This is a genomic window from Photobacterium panuliri, from assembly GCF_059920555.1.
The window spans coordinates 1,052,260-1,077,060 of the sequence record NZ_CP197192.1 but is presented as its reverse complement, the minus strand read 5'-3'; the positions used below and the strand labels follow the sequence as shown (position 1 = coordinate 1,077,060).

Annotated in this window: 20 protein-coding genes and 2 tRNA genes; 3 read left to right on the top strand and 19 right to left on the bottom strand. The window is 52.6% G+C overall.

The window, feature by feature from the left end:
* Positions 1-13: 13 nt before the first annotated feature.
* The 5 genes from ACSF8X_RS05165 to ubiT form a co-directional block, all read right to left on the bottom strand.
* Positions 14-1,264 (bottom strand): capsular polysaccharide export protein, LipB/KpsS family, encoded by a 1,251-nt coding sequence (locus ACSF8X_RS05165; protein ID WP_500850834.1) that lies wholly within the window; start codon positions 1,262-1,264, stop codon positions 14-16.
* 3 nt (positions 1,265-1,267) lie between these two features.
* A complete protein-coding gene (locus ACSF8X_RS05160) occupies positions 1,268-3,004 on the bottom strand; it encodes a polysaccharide biosynthesis/export family protein (RefSeq protein ID WP_500850833.1) in 1,737 nt (578 codons plus the stop codon).
* A 15-nt stretch (positions 3,005-3,019) separates the two neighbouring features.
* Positions 3,020-3,415, bottom strand: a complete 396-nt coding sequence (locus ACSF8X_RS05155) for a hypothetical protein (protein WP_500850832.1) — start codon at positions 3,413-3,415, stop codon at positions 3,020-3,022.
* Between the two features lie 416 nt (positions 3,416-3,831).
* Positions 3,832-4,335 (bottom strand): GNAT family N-acetyltransferase, encoded by a 504-nt coding sequence (locus ACSF8X_RS05150; RefSeq protein WP_500850831.1) that lies wholly within the window; start codon positions 4,333-4,335, stop codon positions 3,832-3,834.
* Positions 4,319-4,846: a ubiquinone anaerobic biosynthesis accessory factor UbiT gene (gene ubiT, locus ACSF8X_RS05145; protein ID WP_047879713.1), complete on the bottom strand. Its 528-nt coding sequence runs from the start codon at positions 4,844-4,846 to the stop codon at positions 4,319-4,321. The genes ACSF8X_RS05150 and ubiT overlap by 17 nt, the downstream gene beginning before the upstream one ends.
* A gap of 224 nt (positions 4,847-5,070) precedes the next feature.
* On the opposite strand from ubiT, the gene ACSF8X_RS05140 reads away from it, so the two are divergent.
* From ACSF8X_RS05140 to ACSF8X_RS05130, 3 genes are all read left to right on the top strand, one after another.
* Positions 5,071-7,107 carry a sensor domain-containing protein gene (locus ACSF8X_RS05140; protein ID WP_500850830.1) on the top strand — a complete coding sequence of 679 codons (2,037 nt, stop codon included), beginning with the start codon at positions 5,071-5,073 and terminating at the stop codon, positions 7,105-7,107.
* A 185-nt stretch (positions 7,108-7,292) separates the two neighbouring features.
* Entirely contained in the window at positions 7,293-8,300 is a 1,008-nt protein-coding gene (gene ubiU / locus ACSF8X_RS05135; protein WP_500850829.1) for a ubiquinone anaerobic biosynthesis protein UbiU, read from the top strand.
* A gap of 9 nt (positions 8,301-8,309) precedes the next feature.
* On the top strand, positions 8,310-9,185 hold the full coding sequence (locus tag ACSF8X_RS05130) for a U32 family peptidase (protein ID WP_500850828.1): 876 nt from the start codon (positions 8,310-8,312) through the stop codon (positions 9,183-9,185).
* Positions 9,186-9,257: 72 nt separating this feature from the next.
* Here ACSF8X_RS05130 and nlpI read toward each other — a convergent pair whose 3' ends face one another.
* The 14 genes from nlpI to ftsH form a co-directional block, all read right to left on the bottom strand.
* Positions 9,258-10,169: a lipoprotein NlpI gene (gene nlpI / locus ACSF8X_RS05125; protein WP_500850827.1), complete on the bottom strand. Its 912-nt coding sequence runs from the start codon at positions 10,167-10,169 to the stop codon at positions 9,258-9,260.
* A gap of 231 nt (positions 10,170-10,400) precedes the next feature.
* Positions 10,401-12,521: a polyribonucleotide nucleotidyltransferase gene (gene pnp / locus ACSF8X_RS05120; protein WP_047879708.1), complete on the bottom strand. Its 2,121-nt coding sequence runs from the start codon at positions 12,519-12,521 to the stop codon at positions 10,401-10,403.
* Positions 12,522-12,785: 264 nt separating this feature from the next.
* Positions 12,786-13,055 (bottom strand): 30S ribosomal protein S15, encoded by a 270-nt coding sequence (gene rpsO / locus ACSF8X_RS05115; RefSeq protein ID WP_005369538.1) that lies wholly within the window; start codon positions 13,053-13,055, stop codon positions 12,786-12,788.
* 253 nt (positions 13,056-13,308) lie between these two features.
* Entirely contained in the window at positions 13,309-14,259 is a 951-nt protein-coding gene (gene truB, locus ACSF8X_RS05110) for a tRNA pseudouridine(55) synthase TruB (protein ID WP_047879707.1), read from the bottom strand.
* 3 nt (positions 14,260-14,262) lie between these two features.
* Positions 14,263-14,661 carry a 30S ribosome-binding factor RbfA gene (gene rbfA, locus ACSF8X_RS05105; protein WP_047879706.1) on the bottom strand — a complete coding sequence of 133 codons (399 nt, stop codon included), beginning with the start codon at positions 14,659-14,661 and terminating at the stop codon, positions 14,263-14,265.
* Positions 14,662-14,758: 97 nt separating this feature from the next.
* Positions 14,759-17,560, bottom strand: a complete 2,802-nt coding sequence (infB, locus tag ACSF8X_RS05100) for a translation initiation factor IF-2 (protein WP_047879705.1) — start codon at positions 17,558-17,560, stop codon at positions 14,759-14,761.
* 28 nt (positions 17,561-17,588) lie between these two features.
* Positions 17,589-19,076 (bottom strand): transcription termination factor NusA, encoded by a 1,488-nt coding sequence (gene nusA / locus ACSF8X_RS05095; protein WP_047879704.1) that lies wholly within the window; start codon positions 19,074-19,076, stop codon positions 17,589-17,591.
* Between the two features lie 22 nt (positions 19,077-19,098).
* Positions 19,099-19,554 (bottom strand): ribosome maturation factor RimP, encoded by a 456-nt coding sequence (gene rimP / locus ACSF8X_RS05090; protein ID WP_047879703.1) that lies wholly within the window; start codon positions 19,552-19,554, stop codon positions 19,099-19,101.
* A 179-nt stretch (positions 19,555-19,733) separates the two neighbouring features.
* Positions 19,734-19,810 (bottom strand) — tRNA-Met (locus ACSF8X_RS05085).
* A 58-nt stretch (positions 19,811-19,868) separates the two neighbouring features.
* Positions 19,869-19,953: transfer RNA gene (locus ACSF8X_RS05080), tRNA-Leu, on the bottom strand.
* Between the two features lie 9 nt (positions 19,954-19,962).
* Complete coding sequence (secG, locus tag ACSF8X_RS05075) at positions 19,963-20,295, bottom strand: preprotein translocase subunit SecG (protein ID WP_047879702.1); 333 nt, start codon at positions 20,293-20,295, stop codon at positions 19,963-19,965.
* A 193-nt stretch (positions 20,296-20,488) separates the two neighbouring features.
* A complete protein-coding gene (gene glmM / locus ACSF8X_RS05070) occupies positions 20,489-21,826 on the bottom strand; it encodes a phosphoglucosamine mutase (RefSeq protein WP_047879701.1) in 1,338 nt (445 codons plus the stop codon).
* 46 nt (positions 21,827-21,872) lie between these two features.
* The gene (gene folP / locus ACSF8X_RS05065; protein WP_500850826.1) at positions 21,873-22,703 is read right to left on the bottom strand and encodes a dihydropteroate synthase; all 831 of its coding nucleotides are present in this window, start codon (positions 22,701-22,703) and stop codon (positions 21,873-21,875) included.
* Positions 22,704-22,805: 102 nt separating this feature from the next.
* Positions 22,806-24,791, bottom strand: coding sequence for an ATP-dependent zinc metalloprotease FtsH (gene ftsH, locus ACSF8X_RS05060; RefSeq protein WP_500850825.1), 1,986 nt, complete (start codon positions 24,789-24,791; stop codon positions 22,806-22,808).
* Positions 24,792-24,801: the final 10 nt, after the last annotated feature.

Genomic DNA, 24,801 nt, shown 5'->3' with positions numbered 1-24,801 from the left:
GGGTTCGGTAAGCTTATTGAAGAATGGTTTTGAGCTTGTCCCGCAGGATCTGCGGGGAATAGGAGTAACCCGCGCCCAGCAGCAAATACTGGTGGCTAAGGTAATCAATAAATCGGTGCCGCTCGTTGGCATCGGTGTTGCTGGCGGCCTCGGCGATACAGTCGGCCCCGGCAGCCGGATTCAGGCGGCAGGCAATGCCACGGTGCTCGTAAATCGAATCACCCATCAAGATCAGCGGCGTATTGGTGCGCAATACGTCAATGGCAGCACTGGAGTTAATGGTAAACACCACTTGGGCCTGCTCGGTCAGATCCGGGATTTTGCCGTCAACCCAGTAGCTGGTCGGACTCAGGGAGTAATGCGCCATATCCAGAGGGTGGGCCTTGATGGCCAGATTCATCCCGTGGCTCTGGGTGATCCCCTCAACCAGATCAATCACCTCTTGATTGGATTCAAACGGGCTGTGGATCAGAACCTGCGAATCGTAATCAAGCTGGAGCAACAACAATGCGCTGTTCCCCGCCAAGGTGCTACAGTGCTTCTTGCGCGGCTTGAAGCGATTGACCACCCGCTTGCCGTACTTGCGCAAGCTGTAGTTGTTGTGGAGATAACGCAGTACGGTTTTGTTCCCGGTCCAACGTTCGGCAGCAAACCCGAGCAAAAACAGCAAGAAGAAGAACATCGACTTCAACGAGTCATGCTTGTCGTTAGGTCTGAATGACGAATGGAGGCTCTGTGTGCTGCCACCCTGCTCGATACCGCCGAAACGGATATCGGCATAGGCGTTGACCCCTTTCGGGTCGATCACCGTGGTATGGGGGCGGATAAGCCCCTGCTCGGTCACCAGGTAGCGGATCCCCAGCTCACGGCATACCTCTATGGCGATGGCGTGATGCCAGCGGGTATCGTTGTTGACCAGCACCAGGTCAATCTGCTTATCAACGATAAAAGCCTTGATCGCCACATAGAAGCGAGCCATATAAGCCACTTCCTGCTCGTTCAGTTCACGGTGCTCACGCTTTTTGGCAAAGGCGTGGTGATAGGTTTCCAGCTCGCGGATCTTGCCATGAAACGGCTTTGCCTGCGCCGGACTGACTTTAGCAATCAGCCCGGCAGCCAGATGGATCGGAAATGTTGGCAAATAGACCTTCTTCGACAAGCACGATGTCACGGCATATTTCTTTTTTGCCACCAGCCGAGCAATTTTCTCATGCAGCGGCGAGTACATCGGGTCAAGGGAAAGGACTACATATTCTCTGTTCATGTATTAGTTAATCGCCACATTTGCCGCAACGGCAATCTGATAGATGATCTGGGTGATATCTTTCACGGCCTGCATGGTCTTGGTGTCGACCTTCGGCAGTACCAATACCTGATCGCCTTTCTGGAGCGGCTCATTGCTATCGAACTCGACAAGGCCATTGGCACGAACAACAGCAATGCGCTGGTCTTCAGCACGGTCGGTAAAACCGCCTGCCCAGGCAATGTAGTCATCCAGTGTTGCTTCTGGGTTGTACACCACCGCTTGCGGCATCAGCACTTCGCCGCCAATCTGGATCAGATCGGTCTTGTTCGGGATAACAATCTTGTCGCCCTGCTCAAGCAGGATGTTGGCGATCTGACCGTTGTCGGAGACGATCACCTTGCCCAATGGCTCGATTTTGCGGGCACGCTCGGTAAAGCGCAGCACCATCTCAGCTTCGCGGGCGCGGATCGCTGCCTCGCCATCCGATGAAGCCGGGGCGGTAAACACGCTGCGCTCAAGGCGATTCAGCGATTCCTCAATCATCTCTTTTTGTTTTGCGGCCACACTCTGGCGCAACACGTAAATCGAGTCGTAATCAGCCAGCTCGGGGTCAACCGGGATGTAGCTCAGCAAGTCATGCAAGCGGGTACGCTTGGTAACGGCAAAGTACGATGGGCCAAGGTAGCTGCCTGCAACCTGCACGTCGATAACCGGAGCGTAAAGGTCATCGTTGAAAATCACCTTGTCGCCGTCTTGCACTTCAAATGACTGAAAGTCCTGATAGGTCATATAGCGCGAAAACGGCCCGTCGGCACGGTTACCCACCACACCAACATGAGAGACCTTGGCCAGCGGCTTGGCATAGGCCGATAGCTCGCTACCCATCGCCTGCTCGCTATCCAGTTCGAAACGGAACGGGTTGCGCGCACCGCCAGAAACAGTGATGGCCGCCTTCTGCGGTTTGACCAGAATCACATCGCCATCTTTGAAGCTGATATTGGCGAGCTTGCCTTGCTGGATAAAATCGTACAGGTCGATATCGGCAATCACTTTCTGGTTGCGCAGGATCTGGATGGCACGGTAACTGCCGCGCTCCGAATCAATGCCACCGGCACGCTTTAGGAAGTACAGCACCGAGTCCGATGCCATGCCTGCGTACTGCCCAGGGCGGATCACCGGCCCGGTCAGGTATACGCTCACCGGCGTTGCCGTTAGCAAATTGACGTAGACGTTAACGTTATTGGTGTAGACCTGTTTGATTTTTCGAGTCACCAGCGCATTAAGTTTGCTGGCCATTACATTCAGGACATTAATCGGGCCGACTTCAGGAATAAAGATATTGCCCTGGTTATCAACGGTGGCGACGTTGGAGTAGTTCACCGCCCCCCACAGCCAGATATTCACCTTGTCACCAGCGGCAATCAGGTAGTTGTCACTCAGGCCATCGCTTCGCTCGGTTTCGTAACCACCGGCAAACAGGTTGGCCCCGTATGGCGGCGGCAGCGCCTCACCAGAAGACGGCAGCAAATCACGCACATTTGCCTCACCCGGCAATAGCAGGTTGCTGCGGTTCTCTTTGGTATAGGTGCCATTTTCCAGTGCTTGGTTAGGCGGCACTTGGGCATTCGCCATGTTGGCTTCGGGGGGGATTGCTGACGATGATGGATTTAGCTGAAAAGAGGTATTGACGGCAGAGTGGGCACTGAATGAGGCAATAACCAGCGATGCCCCAAGCCATTTACTTAATATAGGAGTCATAATATTACGATTGCATTATAGCGTTAGCTCGACGGCACCTTGCACAACGCTGTTGCTCAGATACCACTTGGGGGACGGGGCCTCGTCCGGTACATCTATCGCACACGCAATACGGGTGTTGCTGATGTATTTGTCTGCGATGACAAGCGTACGGCACTGCTGCCCGAGAGCAGAAAAGTACAGCGGGCCAAGCTCTACGCTCAGGCTTGGGTGGATAAGGGTAACCGCGAGCGGATCGCCCAGCGCCTGCCAATACTGCTGTGGAATAATCTCGCCATTGGGCTGCTGGCTATTCGCCGTTACCAAGGGGATATCCGCTTTGACTTCGCGAGGTTTGTTGGCACAGCCACCCAGCGCTATTACTACACCGAGGGCCAAAGAAAGGGATTTGAAATGTCTATTCAATGTCATTTGATACGCTACCGCCCTACGGTTGATTGCGCAATTCCGTAACACGCCTTATATATAATCCAGTGAGTTATTCGTGCTACAGCGGATTTTTGACCGCTTTTAGCTATTTTTAGGAATAACTCTTTATTTTGAGGCGTAAGGGTAATCGACTATATAGCCAACAAGCAAGTGATAAAGTGCATGGTAAGTGCATAGGTGATTATTAAATAATCACTATTCCATATAGGAATAATTTGTAGGGTTATTCCGTCTATTTTGTGAGCACAAAAATGCTTTTTGCTCTATTTCTGCTCCATTTCAGTGATTTATAAAAAATAATAAGTTTCATAAATCAACACGATCGGTAATATTTTTTAGACAACAAAAAACCACCGCTGAGGGTGGTTTTTGTTTTGTTCGACTTTTACCGCTTTTAACTACAAATCGGCGAACTCGGGGCAATATTCAATAGTTCCTGTTCGGCCTTCGAGTGCGCCGGGAACATATGCCTGCACCATGAACGCTTCTTCAGGTGCGTCATACGGGCACAAGATGCCGTGCTTGGCAGCCACTTCGAACCCCGCTTTCGGGTAGTAGTCGCTATGCCCGAGCACAACGGCTGCCGGGTAGCCGAACTCAGCCAGCATTTGCTTGGCCTCTTCAAGCATCGCCAGGCCAACCCCCTGCCGCTGGTAGTCCGCGTTGACCGCCATCGGTGCAAGCCCTTGCCAGTAGTAGTCTTCGCCATCGAGCAGTACCGGGCTGAAGAATAGGTGGCCGACCACCTCGCCCTCGTCGTTACAAGCCACCAAGGACAACGTACAGCGACCGTTTTCACGCAGCTTCATCACCAAATTGGCTTCGGCCTCGGTATCGAACACCGACTTCAGCAAACGGTCAATAGGTAGGATATCGGCTGGAGCCTCAGTTCTGATGAGCATGGGCAACCTCACGGTGATTATCAGGCGTTGTCATCCCCTTGTGAACAAAGTCGGCAGACTGCTCGAGCATGAACTTCATCGGCCCTGGCAACGAGTCAAGATCGATACTGTCCATCAGGTTCTTTACTTCCAGGCCCAGTTCGGTATCGCCTTCGATACGTAGGCGACGCTGGAAAAACAGGGTATCCGGATCTTCCTTACGAGCCGCTATCAGCAGCAGGTCATGAAAGTCGCCGCTGAAGCTGACATCTTCCTGGTCAACATGCTGGGAAACCACCAATTGCTCATTCTGGAAGCTAATAAACCACTGCAGGCCAAGATCGCGTACTTCCACTTTCAGCCAACGGTCTTCCAGAAACTCAAAATCTCCATCTTCCAAGGCTTCCTTAAAAACCAGTCCCAACCCTTCTAGCATCACTTTTTTCTGGATAGAAAAAGGGGTGAAACTTGCCGGTACGCGTAGCAATGCAGGGCCACGCTGGACCAGCTGTTTTCTCAGTTGAGCAATCACTATGTAATCATCCTCTTTAGATCATCTGTAAGGTTGTCGCTTTACTAAGAAAGATAACAAACCCTAACGATTGTATGGCAACAAAAGGCTCGTATTTTATGCCTTGAGTCAAAAAAACCGGTTTTGTCGGGGTAAAGTTTGGCAAACCCTGCCTGAGGCAGGGTATATTACTTTGAAATCAACCTGTCTCAGATGGCAGCTACAATGGACAGACGCTTCTAATCATGCCGACAGAGCAACTCAACTTCTGGTTCCCCCTGCTAACCGACCATAGCCCATTTTTATTCGCGGTACTCGACGCCCAGCACAACTATCTGGTCGTCAACAGTCGCTACTGTGAAATAAGCGGTATGACGCGGGAAGAGCTGATCGGTCTTAACGATACCGATACCCTCGGCCAGACGTTTTACCAAACCATGCGCCCTTATTACGAACGCGCCTTCGGGGGCGAACGCATTGAAAGCGAGGTTGTGCTCAACGACAACCGCCATGATACCAGCATGCACTTCACTCTGGCACCGATTAGTGACAGCAATGGCAAGGTGCTCTATATCGTGCTGCACTGTATCGATACCTCCGAACGCCAGATCCTGACCCACTCGATTCAAGATCTCGAGCAGCAGATTCAAGAACTCAGCCTGCTGATCAACGACGGGTGCTGCGTGGTCGAGGACAATACCATCCTCAGTGCCAACCCGCAGGCCGCCGCTCTGCTTGGCTTTGCCTCTACCAATGATATTAAGGGTATGGAGCTCGGCCGTTTTATTACCGACAGCAACGGCAAGCCGGTTCGCAAGGCACACCTGCAATCACTCAGCCGGGGTGAGTCACGCAATTGCCAAACCAGCAGTCACTGTCCGAGCCAGCGCCCGCTGCGACTGTCGTCGACGGCCATCAACTTCCTCGGTTCACCGGCCAAGCTGATACTGTTGCAAGACAACAGCAAAAATGCCCTCAAGCCGGAAAAAATCGAACACCTGATCCATATCGACCCGCTCACCGGACTGTACAACCGCCACGGTTTCAGCCGCCAGCTCGAGCAGATAATCGGCCAGCAGACCCCGCTGACCATGCTCTACCTCGATATCGACAACTTCAAGAACATCAATGACTCACTCGGCCACCATATCGGCGATCAGGTCTTGCAGGAAATCGCCCAGCGCCTGCGCCGCCTGCTGCCGAGCAACGCCACCATTGGCCACCTCAGCGGTGACGAGTTTGCCATCTTGCTACCCAACCCCGAGCATGCCCGCAGCGGCGATCTGATCGCCGATCAGGTTATCTCGCTGATCAACCAGCCGTTCAACCTCCACCATTTCAGCAAGCACCTTGCCTGCTCTATCGGCATGGTCAGCTACCCCGGCAACGGCAACGATGCCCGGGTGCTGCTGCAAAATGCCGATACCGCAATGTACGAGGCCAAGCACCGCGGCCGCAACCGCGTGGTCAAGTTCACCGAGGAGATGAATAAGGAAGCGAGGATGCAGCTATGGCTCGAGATAGAGCTGCAAAAAGCATTGCAGAACAAAGGGCTGGAAGTGTGGTACCAGCCCAAGGTGAATGCCCGCGACTACTCGATAGACGGGGCTGAGGCACTGGTTCGCTGGAAGCACCCGGTCGAAGGCTATATCAGCCCGGGGCAGTTTATCCCGGTCGCCGAGCGCTCGGGGATGATCGAGCAACTCGGCCAGGCAGTGATGCGCGAGGTGTTCACCACCGTGCGCCAGTGGAAGTCGCAAAACCTGCTCAAGGGCAAGGTGGCGATCAACCTCTCGCCGCAGCAGTTCGGCAACCCCAACCTGATCCAGTTCGTCGATAACCTGCGCAAGGCAACCGGGGTCAACCCGCTCGATATCACCTTCGAGCTGACCGAGAGCGCGGTAATGAGCGACGGCGAGCATACGATCCAGATGCTCAACGCCATCAAGAAACTCGGGTTCTCGCTCTCTATCGACGACTTCGGTACCGGCTACTCGTCGCTCTCCTACCTTGCCCGCTTCCCGCTGGACGAGCTGAAGATCGACCGTGCCTTCATCAAGGACATCGACACCGTGCCCAAGCAGCTGACCCTGATCGAGAATATCATCAACCTCGGCAAGTCACTCAATATGAGCGTAGTAGCCGAAGGGGTCGAAACCCGCCAGCAGGCCACCTTGCTGTCGAACCTCAACTGCAATGCGATCCAGGGCTTCCATTTCTTCAAGCCGATCCCGAAAAACGAGGTAGAAGCACTGCTCCACAAACACGCCCGGGTCGGATAATAGAATAACGGCAATGCCCGATGAGTATACCCGGAGCACACAACGGCGAATTATTCATCGGGAAAGCACCATTAATGGAAAATAAGTTGTCCTAAATCAACAAAACCTGCCTGATATCAAAACTTCGGGGGCGCTCGCCCCCTACTATTTGCTCCATGACTCATTCCACCTTGGTAGATAAAAAAATGGAGCTACTTTGCCCCGCTGGCAACCTGCCAGCGCTAAAAACTGCCATCGACAACGGCGCCGACGCGGTATACATCGGATTCAAAGATGACACCAATGCGCGCCATTTTGCAGGACTCAACTTTTCAGGCCGCAAGCTTGAGAAAGCCGTCGAATATGTTCGCGACCACAACCGCAAGCTCCACGTTGCACTTAACACCTTTGCCCACCCAGATGGTTTCGACCGCTGGCGCACGGCAGTAGACAACGCCGCAGCGATGGGCGTCGACGCCCTGATCGTGGCGGATATCGCGGTACTTGACTACGCCGCAACCAAATACCCGGATCTGGAACTGCACCTGTCGGTACAGGCCTCGGCCACCAACACCGCAGCCATTGACTTCTACAAGCAGAACTTCAATGTGAAGCGCGTAGTACTGCCGCGCGTATTGTCGATCCACCAGGTGAAGCAACTGGCCCGCAATACCGATGTCGAACTAGAAGTGTTTGCCTTCGGCAGCCTGTGCATTATGTCAGAAGGCCGCTGCTACCTGTCATCGTACATGACCGGCGAGTCGCCAAACACCGTGGGAGCCTGTTCACCCGCCAAGTTCGTACGCTGGCAGGAAACGGCTCAGGGACTGGAATCGCGCCTGAACGAAGTGCTGATCGACCGTTACGCAGCAGGCGAGAACGCTGGCTACCCGACCCTGTGCAAAGGCCGCTTCGATGTGAACCTCGATGGCCAGAACCGCCGCTACCATGCACTGGAAGAGCCAACCAGCCTCAACACGCTGGAGATTCTGCCTGAGCTGTTCAAGGCCAATATTTCCTCGGTGAAAATCGAAGGACGCCAGCGCAGCCCGGCCTATGTCGAGCAGGTAACCAAAACCTGGCGAGCGGCCATCGACCGCTATCAGGCCAACCCTGAGGGCTACAGTGTCGAACCGGCATGGAACGCCTGTCTGGGCAATGTCTCAGAAGGCAAACAGACCACTCTGGGTGCCTACCACCGTAAATGGCAATAAGGAGCCAGCATGAAATATTCTCTTGGTCCGCTGCTGTACTTCTGGCCGCAAACAGACGTGGAAGCCTTCTACCAGCAAGCCAAACAAGCCAATACCGATATCATCTACCTTGGCGAGACGGTGTGCTCAAAACGCCGCGAGATGAAACCGGCCCACTGGTTTGATATCGCCCGTGATATCTCCGGTACCGGCAAGCAGGTCGTCCTGTCGACGATGGCACTGCTCGAGGCGCCGAGCGAAGTCAACGTGATGAAGAAATACATCGACAACGGCGAGTTCATTGTCGAGGCCAATGACGTGTCGGCGATCCAGCTTGCCCACGAAAAGCGTGTACCGTTCGTGGTCGGCCCTGCGGTCAACTGCTATAACGCCCAGACCCTGAACCTGTTTTTGAAAAAAGGCATGGTTCGCTGGTGCATGCCGGTTGAGCTGTCACGCCAGTGGCTGCAGAATGTCGCCGAGCAGTGCGAGCAGATGGGGATCCGCGACAAGTTCGAAACGGAAGTCTTCAGTTACGGCTACCTGCCGCTGGCCTACTCGGCCCGTTGCTTCACCGCCCGCGCCGAAGATCGCGCCAAGGATGACTGCGAAACCTGCTGCATCAAGTACCCGACCGGGATCACGGTGAACAGCCAGGAAGAGCAGAAAGTCTTCACCCTCAACGGTATCCAGACCCAATCAGGTTACTGCTACAACCTGATCAATGATCTCAAGGGAATGGAAGGGCTGGTCGACGTTGTCCGCCTCAGCCCGCTGGGTATCGACACCCTGTCGGTGGTCGACGACTTCCGCGCCAACCAAACCGGCAGCCACCCGCAGCCGCTTGCCGGCGGCCACCAGTGCAATGGCTACTGGCACAACCTGGCCGGCCTGAACATCGAATAACAGCCTGCCGATACCATAAAAAAAGCCGCATTATAAAACGCGGCTTTTTTGTTTATCCGGTAACCCGGCCTATCAGGCCTCTTCGTTGCTGTCCGTGACGGCAGAAGGCTGCGGCTGGTTGTTGACCTCGGTCATCAGTCTGTTGAGCTCCAGCAGCGCGAAACGGTGCTCGACGTACTCATAGACATTGCCTGCCAGCGTCAGCTTATAGAGCATCAGCGCAGCCGGGAAATCCTTGTTGTGGTGGTAACGCTTGCCAAGGTAGAAATACGCTTCGGTCAGGCGCTCCGCCAGCATGTCGTTGTCTTCGCTCTCTAGGGCAATACTGTTGAGGAAATCACGCTCGCTGACGTCATTAAGATACAGGCGGACAATCTGCCATCCCCACTCTTGCTTGTCGCTGGCATCATACCAGTTGCGCAGTTTCTGCTGGGCCTTCTCGGGCTCACGCTCAAGCTCCACCAAGTAGAGCCAAATCGCCCGGTAGGGATCATTGATACCCTGCTGGTAGTGGGCATTGAGATCCTCATAGGCCAACTGGTAGCGACCACCGTAATACAGGGCGATACCGCGATTGCGCTGGGCAAACGGATGGGTCACATCCAGCTCAAGGGTCGAGTCAAATGCTTCGTATGCCGCATCAAAGTGGGCGCTCTGGATAAAGTAGACACCAAGAATATTGAATACGTCAGGCTGATCCGGCTTAAGCGACAACGACTGGTTGAAGTCTAGGCGGGCCAGATCACGCAAGCCAAGGCTATCGCGCAGCAGGCCGCGCTCGTAGAACACCTGTGCCAATGTGGCATTGTCCAAATCGTTGCGCTTTAGCAACTGGTCGATGCGGGCCAGCTGGATCTGTTGCTGAATGGTTGGCTGGAACGGAACGGCCATCGGTGGCTGGTTCCATTGCTGCTGGGGTGAAGAACACCCGGCCAATACCATGGTCAGAGCCAGACATGCCAGCTTCATCCTATTTGTAATCAATGCCGTTCTCCCTCAGTGAGACGCTTCTAACTCTAGCATATACCATCAATGCCCATGTACGGGCCAGGCTATGCCATTTATACCAATCCAACGAATGAGCTAACGAATAAGATTAGTATTACCTAACAACGAGACGGGAGCTCACAGATCCCCTCTATTTCCGGTCACATGTACCCGGACATGAAAAAGGGGCTTAATAGCCCCTTTATATCATGGTTTTAGCAAAAAGCGTTATGCTTCTGGCTTTTCCTCAGCAGCGGCAGGAGCCTGCTCGCCCTGAGCTTCTTTCATGCTTAGGCGGATACGGCCCTGACGGTCGATTTCCAGTACCTTAACCTGTACTTCCTGACCCATTTCTAGGTAGTCAGATACTTTCTCTACGCGCTCTTGAGAGATCTGAGAGATGTGTACCAGGCCTTCTTTCGCACCGATAACAGAAACGAACGCACCGAAGTCTACGATACGCATTACTTTACCAGTGTAGATACGGCCAACTTCAACTTCAGCAGTGATCTCTTCGATACGGCGGATAGCTTCTTGCGCAGCGGTACCTTCGGTTGCAGCGATCTTCACTGTACCGTCGTCTTCGATTTCGATTGTAGTGCCAGTTTCTTCAGTTAGCGCACGGATAACCGCACCACCTTTACCGATCACGTCCTTGATCTTCTCAGGGCTGATCTTCATGGTGTGGATGCGTGGTGCGAACTGAGAGATGTCTTCGCGTGGCGCGTTGATCGCCTGATCCATCACGCTAAGGATGTGCGTACGCGCACCTTTCGCCTGGTTTAGGGCGATTTGCATGATTTCTTTGGTGATACCTTCGATCTTGATGTCCATCTGCAGGGCAGTAACACCGTCTTCAGTACCCGCTACTTTGAAGTCCATGTCGCCAAGGTGGTCTTCGTCACCTAGGATGTCAGACAGAACAACGAAGTCGTCGCCTTCTTTCACAAGACCCATTGCGATACCCGCAACAGATGCTTTGATTGGCACACCAGCGTCCATCAGCGCTAGAGACGTACCACATACAGACGCCATTGAAGACGAACCGTTTGATTCTGTGATTTCAGAAACAACACGTACTGTGTACGGGAACTCATCAACAGAAGGCATTACCGCTGCGATACCGCGCTTAGCCAGTTTACCGTGGCCGATTTCACGACGCTTAGGTGAACCAACGAAACCTGTTTCGCCTACACAGTATGGAGGGAAGTTGTAGTGAAGCAGGAAGTGATCTTTACGCTCGCCAGTTAGCTCGTCGATGATCTGTGCGTCACGCTGAGTACCCAGAGTAGCTGTTACCAGCGCCTGAGTTTCACCACGGGTGAACAGAGATGAACCGTGAGTACGTGGCAGTACGCCAGTGCGTACGTCTAGCGCACGAACCATGTCTTTTTCACGGCCGTCGATACGTGGGTTGCCAGCGATGATGCGGCTACGTACAACTTTCTTCTCAAGCGAGCTTAGCATGCCACGGATTTCGTTCGCATCTAGCTCGTCGTTTTCAGCCAGTAGGGCTTCAGTCACGTCGCTCTTGATTGCGCCAACAGCTTCGTAACGTGCCATTTTCTCAGTGATCTGGTAAGCATCAGCTAGGCGAGCTTCAGCAAGCTCAGCAACGCGTGCTTTCAGTTCAGTGTTTTCAACAGGTGCAACCCAGTTCCAAGCTGGCGTGTTCACTTCAGCAGCGAACTCTTTGATCGCGTTGATCACAACTTGCTGCTGGTCGTGGCCGAATACCACTGCCTGAAGCATTTGCTCTTCGCTTAGGCGGTCAGCTTCTGACTCAACCATCAGTACAGCGCCTTCAGTACCGGCTACTACTAGGTCAAGACGGCTCTGATCAAGCTCTTTGTTGCTTGGGTTCAGAACTAGCTGGTCGTTGATGAAACCAACGCGTGCTGCGCCGATTGGACCATTGAATGGGATACCAGAGATAGCCAGTGCCGCTGATGTACCAATCATTGTTGGGATATCAGGCTGAACGTCTGGGTTTACAGAAACGACAGTAGCAATAACTTGTACTTCGTTTTTGAAATCGTCTGGGAATAGCGGACGGATTGGACGGTCGATCAGGCGAGCAGTCAGTGTTTCACCTTCAGATGGACGACCTTCACGCTTGAAGAAACCACCAGGGATTTTACCCGCAGCGTAAGTACGCTCTTGGTAGTTTACAGTCAATGGGAAGAAGTCCTGGCCTTCTACCGCTTCTTTCTTACCAACCACAGAAACGAATACAGATGTATCGTCCATGCTGACCATAACAGCAGCCGTCGCTTGACGTGCCATAACACCAGTTTCGATAGTAACCGTGTGGTTACCGTACTGGAATGTCTTTACGATAGGATTCACGTGAATTTCCTTAGTATTATTCCGCTTTTTATTTGCGTCGTTAAGTATATCTGACACAAGGAAAAGCGTCATGTGATGAAAGGCACTTTACGGTAATTTCACGCCATCGCGACTAATGATAACCCTCCGCACAGGAGAACTGTCATTAGCCGCGACCTTAAGGTCGACGAAAACGACACGTGTTACTACCACTTCGCACAAATACTGTGCACAAAGGGCCTGATAAAAAGAAAGGAGCCTTGCGGCTCCTTTCTAAAAGCAATCTTAGCGGCGTAGGCCTAGACGCTTGATTAGGTCTTGGTAACGATCTAGGTTCTTACCTTTTAGGTAATCTAGAAGCTTACGACGACGAGAAACCATGCGTAGTAGACCGCGACGGCTGTGGTGGTCGTGTTTGTGGTTAGCAAAGTGACCTTGAAGGTGGTTGATTTGCGCTGTTAGCAGAGCAACCTGAACTTCAGGAGAACCAGTGTCGTTTTCGCACTGCGCGTATTCAGCAACGATTGCTGCTTTAGTTTCTGCATTCAGAGACATAACTCATTCCTAATACAAAATTGTTTTTAACTTGTGTCAGCCAATCTCTGATTCAGCCGACACCCGAGCCGCGGATTATACGTGGAGGCTAAGTTAACTACAAGGGAATATTCAATGAACAATGCGATTGCAAAAAACAAAATCCGCGATGAAAAACAAAAAGCCGCCTGCCCTCTCGGGCTGGCGGCTTTTATTATCATGGCGGGCAATGACACCTAGCGCACCACGCGCTAGCCATGCCAGCAGCCGAGGATCACTTCGCCGGCTGCGGGTTGGCGAACACGCGCTTTGGTGCCAGCATGTTTTCGCCGTCGATCACACCCACGCCGATGAACTCATGCTGCTCACCCACGGTGATGCGAACTTGGGTACCTTCTTCCGGTACGCGGCCTGCATTAACCGGGTTGCCGTTACGGATGTATACCGCCAGCGCCGGAATGATGTTCACCTCAGGCAGATCCTGCACTGCAGTATCTGTAGGCAGCAACAGCGGGTCAAGCAATTCGCGCGGGGCGATATCTTGCTCGTTGGCTTGCTCCAGCAGCGCATTGAGCTGCTCCAGCGTAACCATGCGCTCAAGTGGGAAGTTAGACACGCCGGTACGACGCAGGTCGATCACGTGTGCGCCGCAGCCTAGCATCTCTCCCAAATCATCAACGATGGTACGGATGTAGGTGCCTTTGGATACGTGCAGTTCCATTTCCACTTCGTTGTTGCTAAAGCGCAGCAACTCAACCGAGTAAACGGTGATCTTGCGTGGCTCGCGCGGTACTTCAATTCCCTCGCGGGCATATTCGTACAGCTTGCGGCCCTGGTATTTCAGTGCCGAGTACATCGATGGGATCTGGTCGGTTGTACCACGGAACTTGGCAATACAACGCTCAAGCTGGCCACGGTCTACCTTCACTTCGCGGGTCTGTACCACTTCACCGTCCGAATCGGAGGTGTCGGTACGCTCGCCCAGCTTGGCAATCACGCGGTAGCGCTTGTCCGAATCCAGCAGGAACTGGGAGAACTTGGTTGCCTCGCCAAAGCAAATCGGCAGCATGCCGGTTGCCAGCGGGTCAAGCGCACCGGTGTGGCCTGCTTTCTCTGCGAAGAAAATACGCTTTACTTTCTGCAATGCATCGTTGGAGCTGATCCCGGTTGGCTTGTCCAACAGGATCACACCGTCAATAGCACGGCCTTTACGACGACGGGCCATGGATTACTCCTCGCCTTCCTCGCGTGGCTCATTGCCACGGCGCTCTTCATCATCACGAACGGCCTTGCTCACCAAGTTCGAGATGCGCATACCTTCAGTCAGAGACTTATCGAAGATAAAGTTCAGCTCTGGCGTTACGCGCAGGCGGATCTGCTTGCCCAGCAGCGAACGGATATACGGAGCCATTTCGCGCAGTGCTTCTAGGCTCTCTTCCGGCGTTTGCTCGCCAACTGTCAGGAAGGTTACGTACACTTTGGCGTAACCCATGTCGCGTGATACTTCAACGCTTGAAATAGTTGCCATGCCGATACGTGAGTCTTTGATTTCACGCTGCATGATCACCGCTAGCTCTTTTTGCAGTTGCTGGGCAACACGCTGAGTACGGCTAAATTCTTTAGACATTCAATGCCTCTCTTAGAGAAAACGCTCTTGAAAGAATGGGGAGCCTAAGCTCCCCATAGATTATTTCTTCATCCTAGTTCAGCTAGCGCCTTGGGGATTAGTCAAGGGTACGCTGAATCTCGATGATTTCGTAAACTTCGATCTGGTCGCCTACGCGTACGTCGTTGTAGTTCTTAACGCCGATACCACACTCGTAGCCGTTCTTCACTTCAGCAACGTCATCTTTGAAGCGACGTAGTGATTCCAGTTCACCTTCGTAGATAACAACGTTATCACGTAGAACGCGAATTGGGTTGCTGCGCTTGATAGTACCTTCGGTAACCATACAGCCAGCGATCGCGCCCAGTTTAGGTGACTTGAACACGTCACGTACTTCAGCAAGACCGATGATCTCCTGACGGAATTCAGGAGAAAGCATGCCGCCCATTGCCGCTTTCACTTCGTCAATCAGCTGGTAGATGATTGAGTAGTAACGAAGATCCAGGTTCTCAGCTTCGATAGTACGACGCGCTGATGCATCAGCACGAACGTTGAAGCCAAGTAGGATTGCGTTAGACGCAGCTGCAAGTACAGCGTCAGTTTCTGTTAGACCACCTACGCCTGAACCTACGATGTTAACTTTAACTTCGTCGGTAGACAGCTTGCGTAGTGAGTCAGCGATTGCTTCAACAGAACCCTGTACGTCAGCTTTCAGTACCACGTTAAGTTCAGCAACTTCACCGGCAGCCATGTTGGCAAACATGTTTTCCAGTTTCGCTTTCTGCTGGCGAGCCAGTTTAACGTCACGGAATTTGCCTTGGCGGTACAGTGCAACTTCACGCGCTTTACGCTCGTCACGTACAACTGTCGCTTCGTCACCGGCAGACGGTACGCCTGACAGACCTAGGATCTCAACTGGGATAGATGGACCAGCAGATTCGATCTCCTGACCACGCTCATCACGCATCGCACGAACACGGCCATGCTCCAGACCACACAGAACGATATCGCCCTTGCGCAGTGTACCTTCCTGAACCAGGATAGTTGCAACAGGACCGCGGCCTTTATCAAGACGTGATTCAACAACCACACCTTTCGCCATGCCTTCAGCAACTGCTGTTAGTTCAAGAACTTCAGCTTGAAGTAGGATAGCTTCTAGCAGACCATCGATGTTCGTACCCTGCTTCGCAGAGATGTGAACGAAGATGTTCTCGCCGCCCCATTCTTCTGGGATAACGTCGTACTGAGCAAGCTCGTTCTTAACGTTGTCTGGGTTCGCATCTTCTTTGTCGATCTTGTTCACGGCAACAATCAGAGGTACGCCAGCCGCTTTCGCGTGCTGAATCGCTTCGATTGTCTGTGGCATTACGCCATCGTCTGCTGCTACAACAAGAACAACGATATCCGTTGCCTGAGCACCACGAGCACGCATTGCGGTAAACGCGGCGTGTCCCGGAGTATCTAGGAAGGTGATCATACCGTTGTCAGTTTCAACGTGGTATGCACCGATGTGCTGGGTAATACCGCCGGCTTCGCCCGCTGCAACGTGTGCTTTACGGATGTAGTCAAGGGTAGAAGTCTTACCGTGGTCAACGTGGCCCATGATGGTAACAACAGGTGCACGCGGAACGGTAGTCAGGTTCTCGTCACGGTCAGACAGAACGGATTCTTCCAGTTCGTTTTCTTTGCGTAGGATAACCTTGTGGCCCATTTCTTCAGCAACAAGCGCTGCTGTTTCTTGGTCGATAACCTGGTTGATGGTTGCCATTGCACCCATCTTCATCATCACCTTGATAACTTCAACGCCTTTAACAGACATCTTGTTAGCAAGTTCAGACACAACGATAGTCTCGCCGATCACAACATCTTGCTTAGCGACTGTTGCTGTCTTATCGAAACCGTGCTGCATAGATGTAGGCTTAGCCATCTGAGGCTTACCACGACCACGCTGGTTACGGCCGCCACGGGCGTTTGCGCGATCATCTTGCTTAGCGCCAGGTTTCTTCTTCTTACGACGGCGTGCGCCTTCTTCTTTACGATCCTGCTCGTCTTCCGCAGCGCGCGCGTAGGTAGACGTTGTAGTATGGTAGTCTGTTTTATCCATATTACCTTTTTCCTGGTCAGCTTTTGACCAGTTCTTTTCATTCATTTCTGCCATCTTGCGTGCCTCTTCTAGCTGCCGCTGACTCTCTTCTTCGGCTTTACGCTTGGCTTCCTCTTCCCGGCGACGTTGGAGCGCCTCAGCATCTTTCTTAGCCTTTTCATCAGCGGTGCGTTTGGTTTCTTTCTGTTCCACCAGACGCTTATCTTCAGCTTCGCGCTTCAGCTTTTCCTCAGCTTCGCGCTTGGCTTTCTTATCTGAATCACGTTCGGCTTCACTTTCAGCTAAACGCCTTTCTTCAGCAGCGTGTTGTTCAGCTTCTTGAGCTTCACGTTTTGCCCGCTCTTCTGCCTCACGTTTTTCACGTTCTTCGGCTTCTCGCTTGGCCGCCTCTTCGGCTTCACGCTTGGCCGCTTCTTCGGCTTCGCGTTTCGCTGCCTGTTCGGCTTCGCGCTTGGCTGCTTCTTCTGCCTCACGCTTCGCTTCTTCAGCGACACGCTGTTCGTCTTCAAGCGCAGAGCGCTTTACGTAGGTGCGCTTTTTGCGCACTTCTACTTGAACGCTTTTATTCTTGCCACCAGAGCCCGAAACACTCAGCGTGCTTCGGGTCTTACGTTGCAAGGTAAGGCGTGTAGGAGCCTCACCAGTACCACTGCCGCCATGTTCTTTTTGAAGATGGCTTAGTAGCGACTGTTTTTCCTGTTGGCTTACGGTATCACTGTCTTTCTTGGTGATACCTGCATCGGCAAACTGTTGAAGCAAACGGTCAATCTGCGTGCCGATTTCTTCGGCTAATGCTTTAACTGTAACCTCTGACATGCTGCTCCTCCCTTGCGATTAAAATATTTTATGCTTCGTCGCTGAACCAGCAGATATTACGTGCTGCCATGATCAACTCACCCGCTTTCGCTTCGTCGACACCTTCGATGTCGGTTAGATCATCTGTACCCTGATCAGCAAGATCTTCCAGCGTGCATACACCCTTCGCGGCTAGCTTGTAAGCCAGTTCACGCTCAAGGCCTTCCAGACCCAATAGGTCTTCAGCAGGCTCGGCACCTTCCAGTGCTTCTTCCTGAGCAAGGGCAAGAGTCGTCAACGCTTCTTTCGCACGGTTACGCAGCTCTTCGACAGTGTCTTCATCAAGACCGTCGACAGCCAGTAGCTCTGCAACTGGAACGTAAGCAATTTCTTCTAGTGTCGTGAAGCCTTCTTCAACCAGTGAAGTTGCGAAACCTTCATCGATATCCAGGTACTTAGTGAAGTTGTCAATTGACTCTTGCGCTTCTTCCTGGTGTTTCTTCTGTAGATCTTCAACCGTCATTACGTTCAATTCCCAGCCAGTTAGCTGAGAAGCAAGACGTACGTTCTGACCGCTGCGGCCGATAGCCTGTGCTAGGTTGTCTTTCTCTACTGCGATGTCCATCGTGTGGTTGTCTTCGTCCACGATGATAGAGCTAACTTCAGCAGGAGCCATTGCATTGATCACGTACTGAGCTGGGTTTTCGTCCCACAGTACGATATCGATACGCTCACCGCCAAGCTCGCCAGAAACAGCCTGAACACGTGCGCCACGCATACCAACACACGCACCAACTGGGTCGATACGCTTGTCGTTAGTCTTAACGGCAATCTTGGCACGAGAACCCGGATCACGAGCAGCGCCCATCAGTTCGATCATCTCTTCGCCAATTTCTGGCACTTCGATGCGGAACAGTTCAGACAGCATTTCTGCCTTAGAACGGGTCATAAACAGCTGGAAACCGCGCGCTTCTGGACGTACAGCATACAGCAAACCACGCACACGGTCACCCGGACGGAAGTTTTCACGTGGCAACTGATCTTCACGCAGGATAACGGCTTCAGCGTTGTTACCCAGATCAACGATCACTGCGTCACGGTTTACTTTCTTAACCACACCGGTGATCAGCTCGCCTTCGTTGTCGATGAACTGCTCAACGATCTGCGCACGCTCGGCTTCACGTACTTTCTGTACAATAACCTGCTTGGCAGTCTGGGTGGTGATACGGTCGAAGGTTACCGATTGGATTTCTTCTTCGACAAAATCACCTAGCTGGATAGTCTCGTCGTCGTACTGCGCCGCTTCGATAGTCATTTCCAGCGTAGGCTGGGTAACTTCTTCTACCGCTTTCCAACGACGGAAAGTTTCGAATTCGCCAGTTTTACGATCGATCGCGATGCGAACGTCGATTTCGGCTTCGTATTTTTTCTTCGTTGCGGTTGCAAGCGCGATTTCAAGCGCTTCAAAAATACGCTCACGAGGAACAGCTTTTTCGTTGGATACCGCTTCAACGACAGCCAAGATTTCTTTGTTCATTTCTAGTGCCCCAATTTAGCGGTTAGAATTTTGGAACCAGGTTGGCCTTGGAAATATTGCTTAGTGCAAACGTTTCTTCATTGCCATCTACGTTTAGCGTGACCAGCTCGCCATCAACGGCAATGATGTCACCTTTCCACTTGCGACGGTTGCCCATCGCCATTTTCAGCACAAGGCTGACTTCGTGGCCAATAAACTGTTGGTAATGTGCGGCTTTGAATAGTGGCCTTTCAAGACCAGGGGAAGAGACCTCCAGGTTATAGGCTACAGTGATTGGATCTTCAACATCCATTACTGCGCTAACCTGACGGCTTACTTCTGCACAATCTTCAACGGTGATACCGTTTTCGTGATCAATAAACACGCGAAGTGTTGAATGTTCGCCTGCACGGATAAATTCCAGACCGACTAATTCGTAGCCTGTCGCCGTTACCGGCGCATCAAGCAGTTCGGTCAATTGCATCTCTAAAGCTGTCAAGACAACCCCCCGGAAACAAAAAAAGGGCTATAAAGCCCAGTAGATACCTGAATGGTCATTTTTCAGATAATAAAAAACCCCGAATTACGGGGTTTAATATCACTGGACCCTGTTTACCACAGCCTAGGCTGTGGCAGAAAAAACAATCTAACAATTAAGATAGTCTGTTTTTTCGGAAGTGGTTGCGGGGGCCGGATTTGAACCAACGACCTTCGGGTTATGAGCCCGACGAGCTACCAAGCTGCTCCACCCCGCGTCCGTAATCTGATGCGAATTATACCGCTCAGACGTTACTTTTTCAAGTAACCAAATAATGGTGCCGAGAAGGGGACTTGAACCCCTACACCTTACGGCACTAGCACCTCATGCTAGCGTGTCTACCAATTTCACCATCTCGGCTAAATTCTTTTACTGAGGAATGTCGCTATTTACTGGCGCAGTCTCAGTTTTCTCAACAACTTTTTCTTGAGCCGGTGCTGCTAGGTCTTCCCAACCACTGACTTCGTTCGCTTGCTTGGTGCTCATATTACCAAGAACCAAACTGATGACGAAAAAGATTGTTGCCAAAATTGTCGTCATTCGGGTAAGAAAGTTACCAGAGCCACTAGCGCCAAACAGTGTGCCTGATGCGCCAGCCCCGAAAGAGGCTCCCATATCTGCGCCTTTACCTTGTTGAACCAATACTAGGCCAATCACACCAAGCGCAGCCAACAGATAAATCACAAGTAGAATTTCGTACATGTTTCCACCTATGGTTAAGTTGTTGTGCCGGCCTTGCTTTAGCACCGCCAGCGCACCCCTTCTTTAAGGAGCGGGATGAATACTAGCGAAACAGAATCCGACTGACAAGCAAAATTTTAGCGAATTTGAAGATTCGCCGATCACCTGCCGAAGAATTAAGCAAAACCAGCTATTTTTAGTCTAAAACAGAAGGTTAGAAGCTTGCTTTAACCGCTTCGGCAATTTTTAGCGCCGAGGCTTTCACCAGCTCACCGTCTTCCCCTTCGACCATAACACGGATCAGCGGCTCGGTGCCCGACTTGCGCAGCAGCACCCGCCCCTTCTCTCCAAGTGTAGCTTCAACTTCTGCCTGCGCCGCAACAACCAGTGCAGATTCAAGCGGATTGCTATCACCGCTGAAACGGACGTTTTCCAACACCTGAGGGTACATGGTCATGCCGTCAGCCAACTCCTTGAGGGTCATCTTGCTGCCGACAATCGATGCCATAACCTGCAAGCCTGCCACAATACCGTCGCCCGTGGTCACCTTGTCCAGCAGGATAACGTGGCCTGAGTTCTCGGCACCGATCAGCCAGCCCTGCTTTTGCAGTTCTTCCATCACGTAGCGGTCACCGACATTGGCACGCACAAACGGAATACCCAGGTTCTTAAGCGCATTCTCCATGCCAAGGTTGGTCATCAGGGTTCCGACCACACCGCCTTTGAGCTCACCACGGCGAAGCGCGTCACGGGCAATGATATAGGCAATCTGGTCACCGTCGACCTTGTTGCCTTCTTCGTCCACCATGATCACGCGGTCACCGTCACCGTCCAGCGCAATACCGAAGTTGGCTTTCTCTTCCAGTACCTTGGCCTGCAATGCGGCAACATCGGTCGCACCAACCTTGTCGTTGATGTTGATACCGTTAGGCTCACAGCCGATGGTGATTACCTCAGCACCCAGCTCTTTGAAAACATTCGGTGCAATGTGGTAAGTCGCCCCGTGAGCACAGTCGACCACAATTTTGTAGCCAGCAAGATCGAGCTGGCTAGGGAACGTCCCTTTGCAAAATTCAATGTAACGGCCGGCGGCATCGTTGATCCGGTACGCCTTACCCAACAACGCCGATTCCACGCAGTTAAGCGGCTTTTCCAGCTCGGCTTCGATAGCCAGTTCGACCTCGTCCGGCAACTTGGTACCTTCCGACGAGAAGAATTTGATCCCGTTATCGTAATACGGGTTGTGCGACGCCGAAATCACAATACCGGCCTCGGCACGGAATGTACGGGTCAGGTAGGCCACCGCAGGCGTAGGCATAGGGCCTGTAAAGGCCGCCTGCAAACCGGCGGCTGCCAAGCCAGCTTCCAGCGCCGACTCCAGCATGTAGCCCGAGATTCGGGTATCCTTGCCGATAATGACCTTCTTGGTGCCCTGCTTAGACAACACACGGCCAGCGGCCCAACCCAGCTTCAGTACAAAGTCCGGCGTGATCGGTGCTTGACCCACCAATCCGCGTACCCCGTCAGTACCGAAGTATTTACGTTCTGTCATGTTCTGCTCCTAGCAACTCATCTATATATGCCTGACTCAGAATGCCCTATGACTGGGCAAGGGTCATTTCGCAGACTTTCAGCACGTCTACGGTTTCTTTTGCATCGTGAACGCGGATAATTTGCGCCCCTTTCATGGCGGCGATAGCGGCACAGGCCAAGCTACCGGCCATGCATTCTGCAGGCTCTTTATTTAGTAATTTAAAAATCATCGATTTGCGCGACATTCCTACCAGCAAAGGCAGTTCAAATCGATGAAAGGCCTCAAGGTTGGCCAATAACTGGTAATTGTGTTCCAAGGTCTTGCCGAAGCCGAACCCCGGATCCAACAGCAACTGCTGGCGAGGGATCCCTGCGGCTTCACAAGCCGCGACACGCTCGTCAAGGAAACCAGCAACATCTGCCATTAAGTCCTGATAAACAGGCTGATGCTGCATTGTACGCGGTTGTCCTTGCATATGCATCAAACAGATTGGCACTTGGGCTGCCGCTGCCACGGCCAGCGCGCCCGGCTCCTGCAGTGCGCGGACATCGTTGATCAAATCCGCCCCTGCCTGTACCGCCTCGCGCATTACTACCGCCTTGCTGGTATCTATTGAAATCCAGCAGTCGAAACGCGCGCGGATCGCTTCAATAACCGGTACTACCCGCTCAATTTCCTGCTCGGTCGCGACATCCGCGGCTCCGGGGCGGGTCGACTCGCCGCCAATATCTAAAATTGAGGTTCCCGCCTCGAGCATCGACTCGGCATGGCGCAGCGCGGCATCAAGCTGGTTAAAGCGGCCACCGTCGGAGAAAGAGTCTGGGGTAACGTTGAGGATTCCCATTGTATGGGGACGGGAAAGATCGAGGGATTTGTCTTTGCTTGTCAGTATCAAGTCTCGGCTCCTTGTTTACCATGATGGCGGGCCGGTTCCGGTCATCACAGGTATGAAAAAAAACCCCGAACTAAGTCGGGGTTTAGTAGCTATCGACAACGTTTAAGCCTGTGGCTTGTCGTCTTCTTTATTCTGCTGGGCTGGCTGTGCTTCTGGCACATCCTGCTCATTCGGTGCTTGAGCAGCAGGCTCTGCAGCTGATTTCTCAGCGACTGGCTCCGCAGCATCGCTATCAGAGTTCATGGTGTCGTTTTCGTCACCCCAACCCTTCGGCGCACGAATGACGGCTTTACGCTCCATCAAATCGTCAATCTGACCGGCATCAATCGTCTCGTACTTCATCAGCGCATCTTTCATTGCATGCATGATATCCATGTTTTGAGCAAGGATTTCACGGGCACGCTCGTAGTTGCGGTCGATAATGGCACGTACTTCAGCGTCAATTGCGCGAGCCGTTTCGTCTGACATGTGCTTAGTCTGGGTTACGCTGCGGCCAAGGAAGACTTCGCCTTCATCTTCGGCATACAGAATTGGACCCATCTTGTCAGAGAAGCCCCACTGGGTCACCATCTTGCGGGCAATCTCAGTTGCGCGCTCGATATCGTTCGATGCACCAGTCGATACTTTCTCAAGACCGTAAATCAGCTCTTCAGCCAGACGACCGCCATACAGGCTAGAAATCATCGACTCAAGGAACTCACGCGAGTGGCTGACACGATCCTGCTCAGGCAGATACATGGTCACACCCAGCGCACGGCCACGAGGAATAATAGAAACCTTGTAGACCGGATCATGGTCAGGAACCAAGCGACCGATAATTGCGTGGCCAGCTTCGTGGTAGGCCGTTGACTCTTTCTGGTCATCGGTCATTACCATTGACTTACGCTCGGCACCCATCATGATCTTGTCTTTGGCCAGTTCGAACTCAACCATAGACACTGTACGCTTGTTGCCACGGGCAGCAAACAGTGCCGCTTCGTTCACTAGGTTCGCCAAGTCAGCGCCAGAGAAGCCAGGAGTACCACGAGCGATCAGCTCAGGCTTCACGTCACCGTCTAGCGGTACTTTGCGCATGTGTACTTTCAGGATCTGCTCACGACCACGGACGTCAGGCAAGCCGACAACCACTTGGCGGTCGAAACGGCCAGGACGCAACAACGCAGGGTCAAGTACGTCTGGGCGGTTGGTTGCCGCGATAACGATGATACCTTCGTTACCTTCGAAACCATCCATTTCAACCAGCATCTGGTTCAATGTCTGCTCGCGCTCATCGTGACCACCGCCGACACCTGCGCCACGCTGGCGGCCTACGGCGTCGATTTCATCGATAAAGATGATACAAGGTGCCGCTTTCTTCGCCTGCTCGAACATGTCACGGACACGGGACGCACCCACACCGACGAACATTTCAACGAAGTCAGAACCAGAGATAGTAAAGAACGGTACTTTGGCTTCACCGGCAATGGCTTTCGCCAGCAAGGTTTTGCCAGTACCAGGAGGACCAACCATCAACACGCCGGTTGGGATCTTACCGCCCAGTTTCTGGAAGCGGCTTGGATCGCGCAGGTAGTCGACCAATTCTTTTACGTCTTCCTTGGCTTCGTCACACCCTGCCACGTCGGCGAAGGTGGTCTTGATCTGGTCTTCGCTCATCATGCGGGCCTTAGATTTGCCGAACGACATGGCGCCTTTGCCACCGCCGCCCTGCATCTGGCGCATGAAGAAGATCCAGACCCCGATAAGCAACAGCATCGGGAACCAAGAGATAAAGATGGAAGCGAGTAGGCTAGGCTCCTCCGGTGGAGTACCCATAACCTTTACGTTAGCGTTAATTAGGTCGTCTAACAGCTTTTGGTCGTTGTAGACAGGTAGATAAGTGACGTATCGCGTGTTATCACGTTTGAATACCGTAATTTCACGATCATTGAATCGCACTTCCCTTATCTGATCCTGACCGATTTCACGGACAAAGGTTGTATAGTCGACTTGACGGCCAGCACTATCGCCCGGACCGAAGCTCTGAAAAACAGACATCAGAACCACAGCGATAACCAACCACAAAATCAAGTTTTTTGCCATGTCACTCAAGGTGTTAACC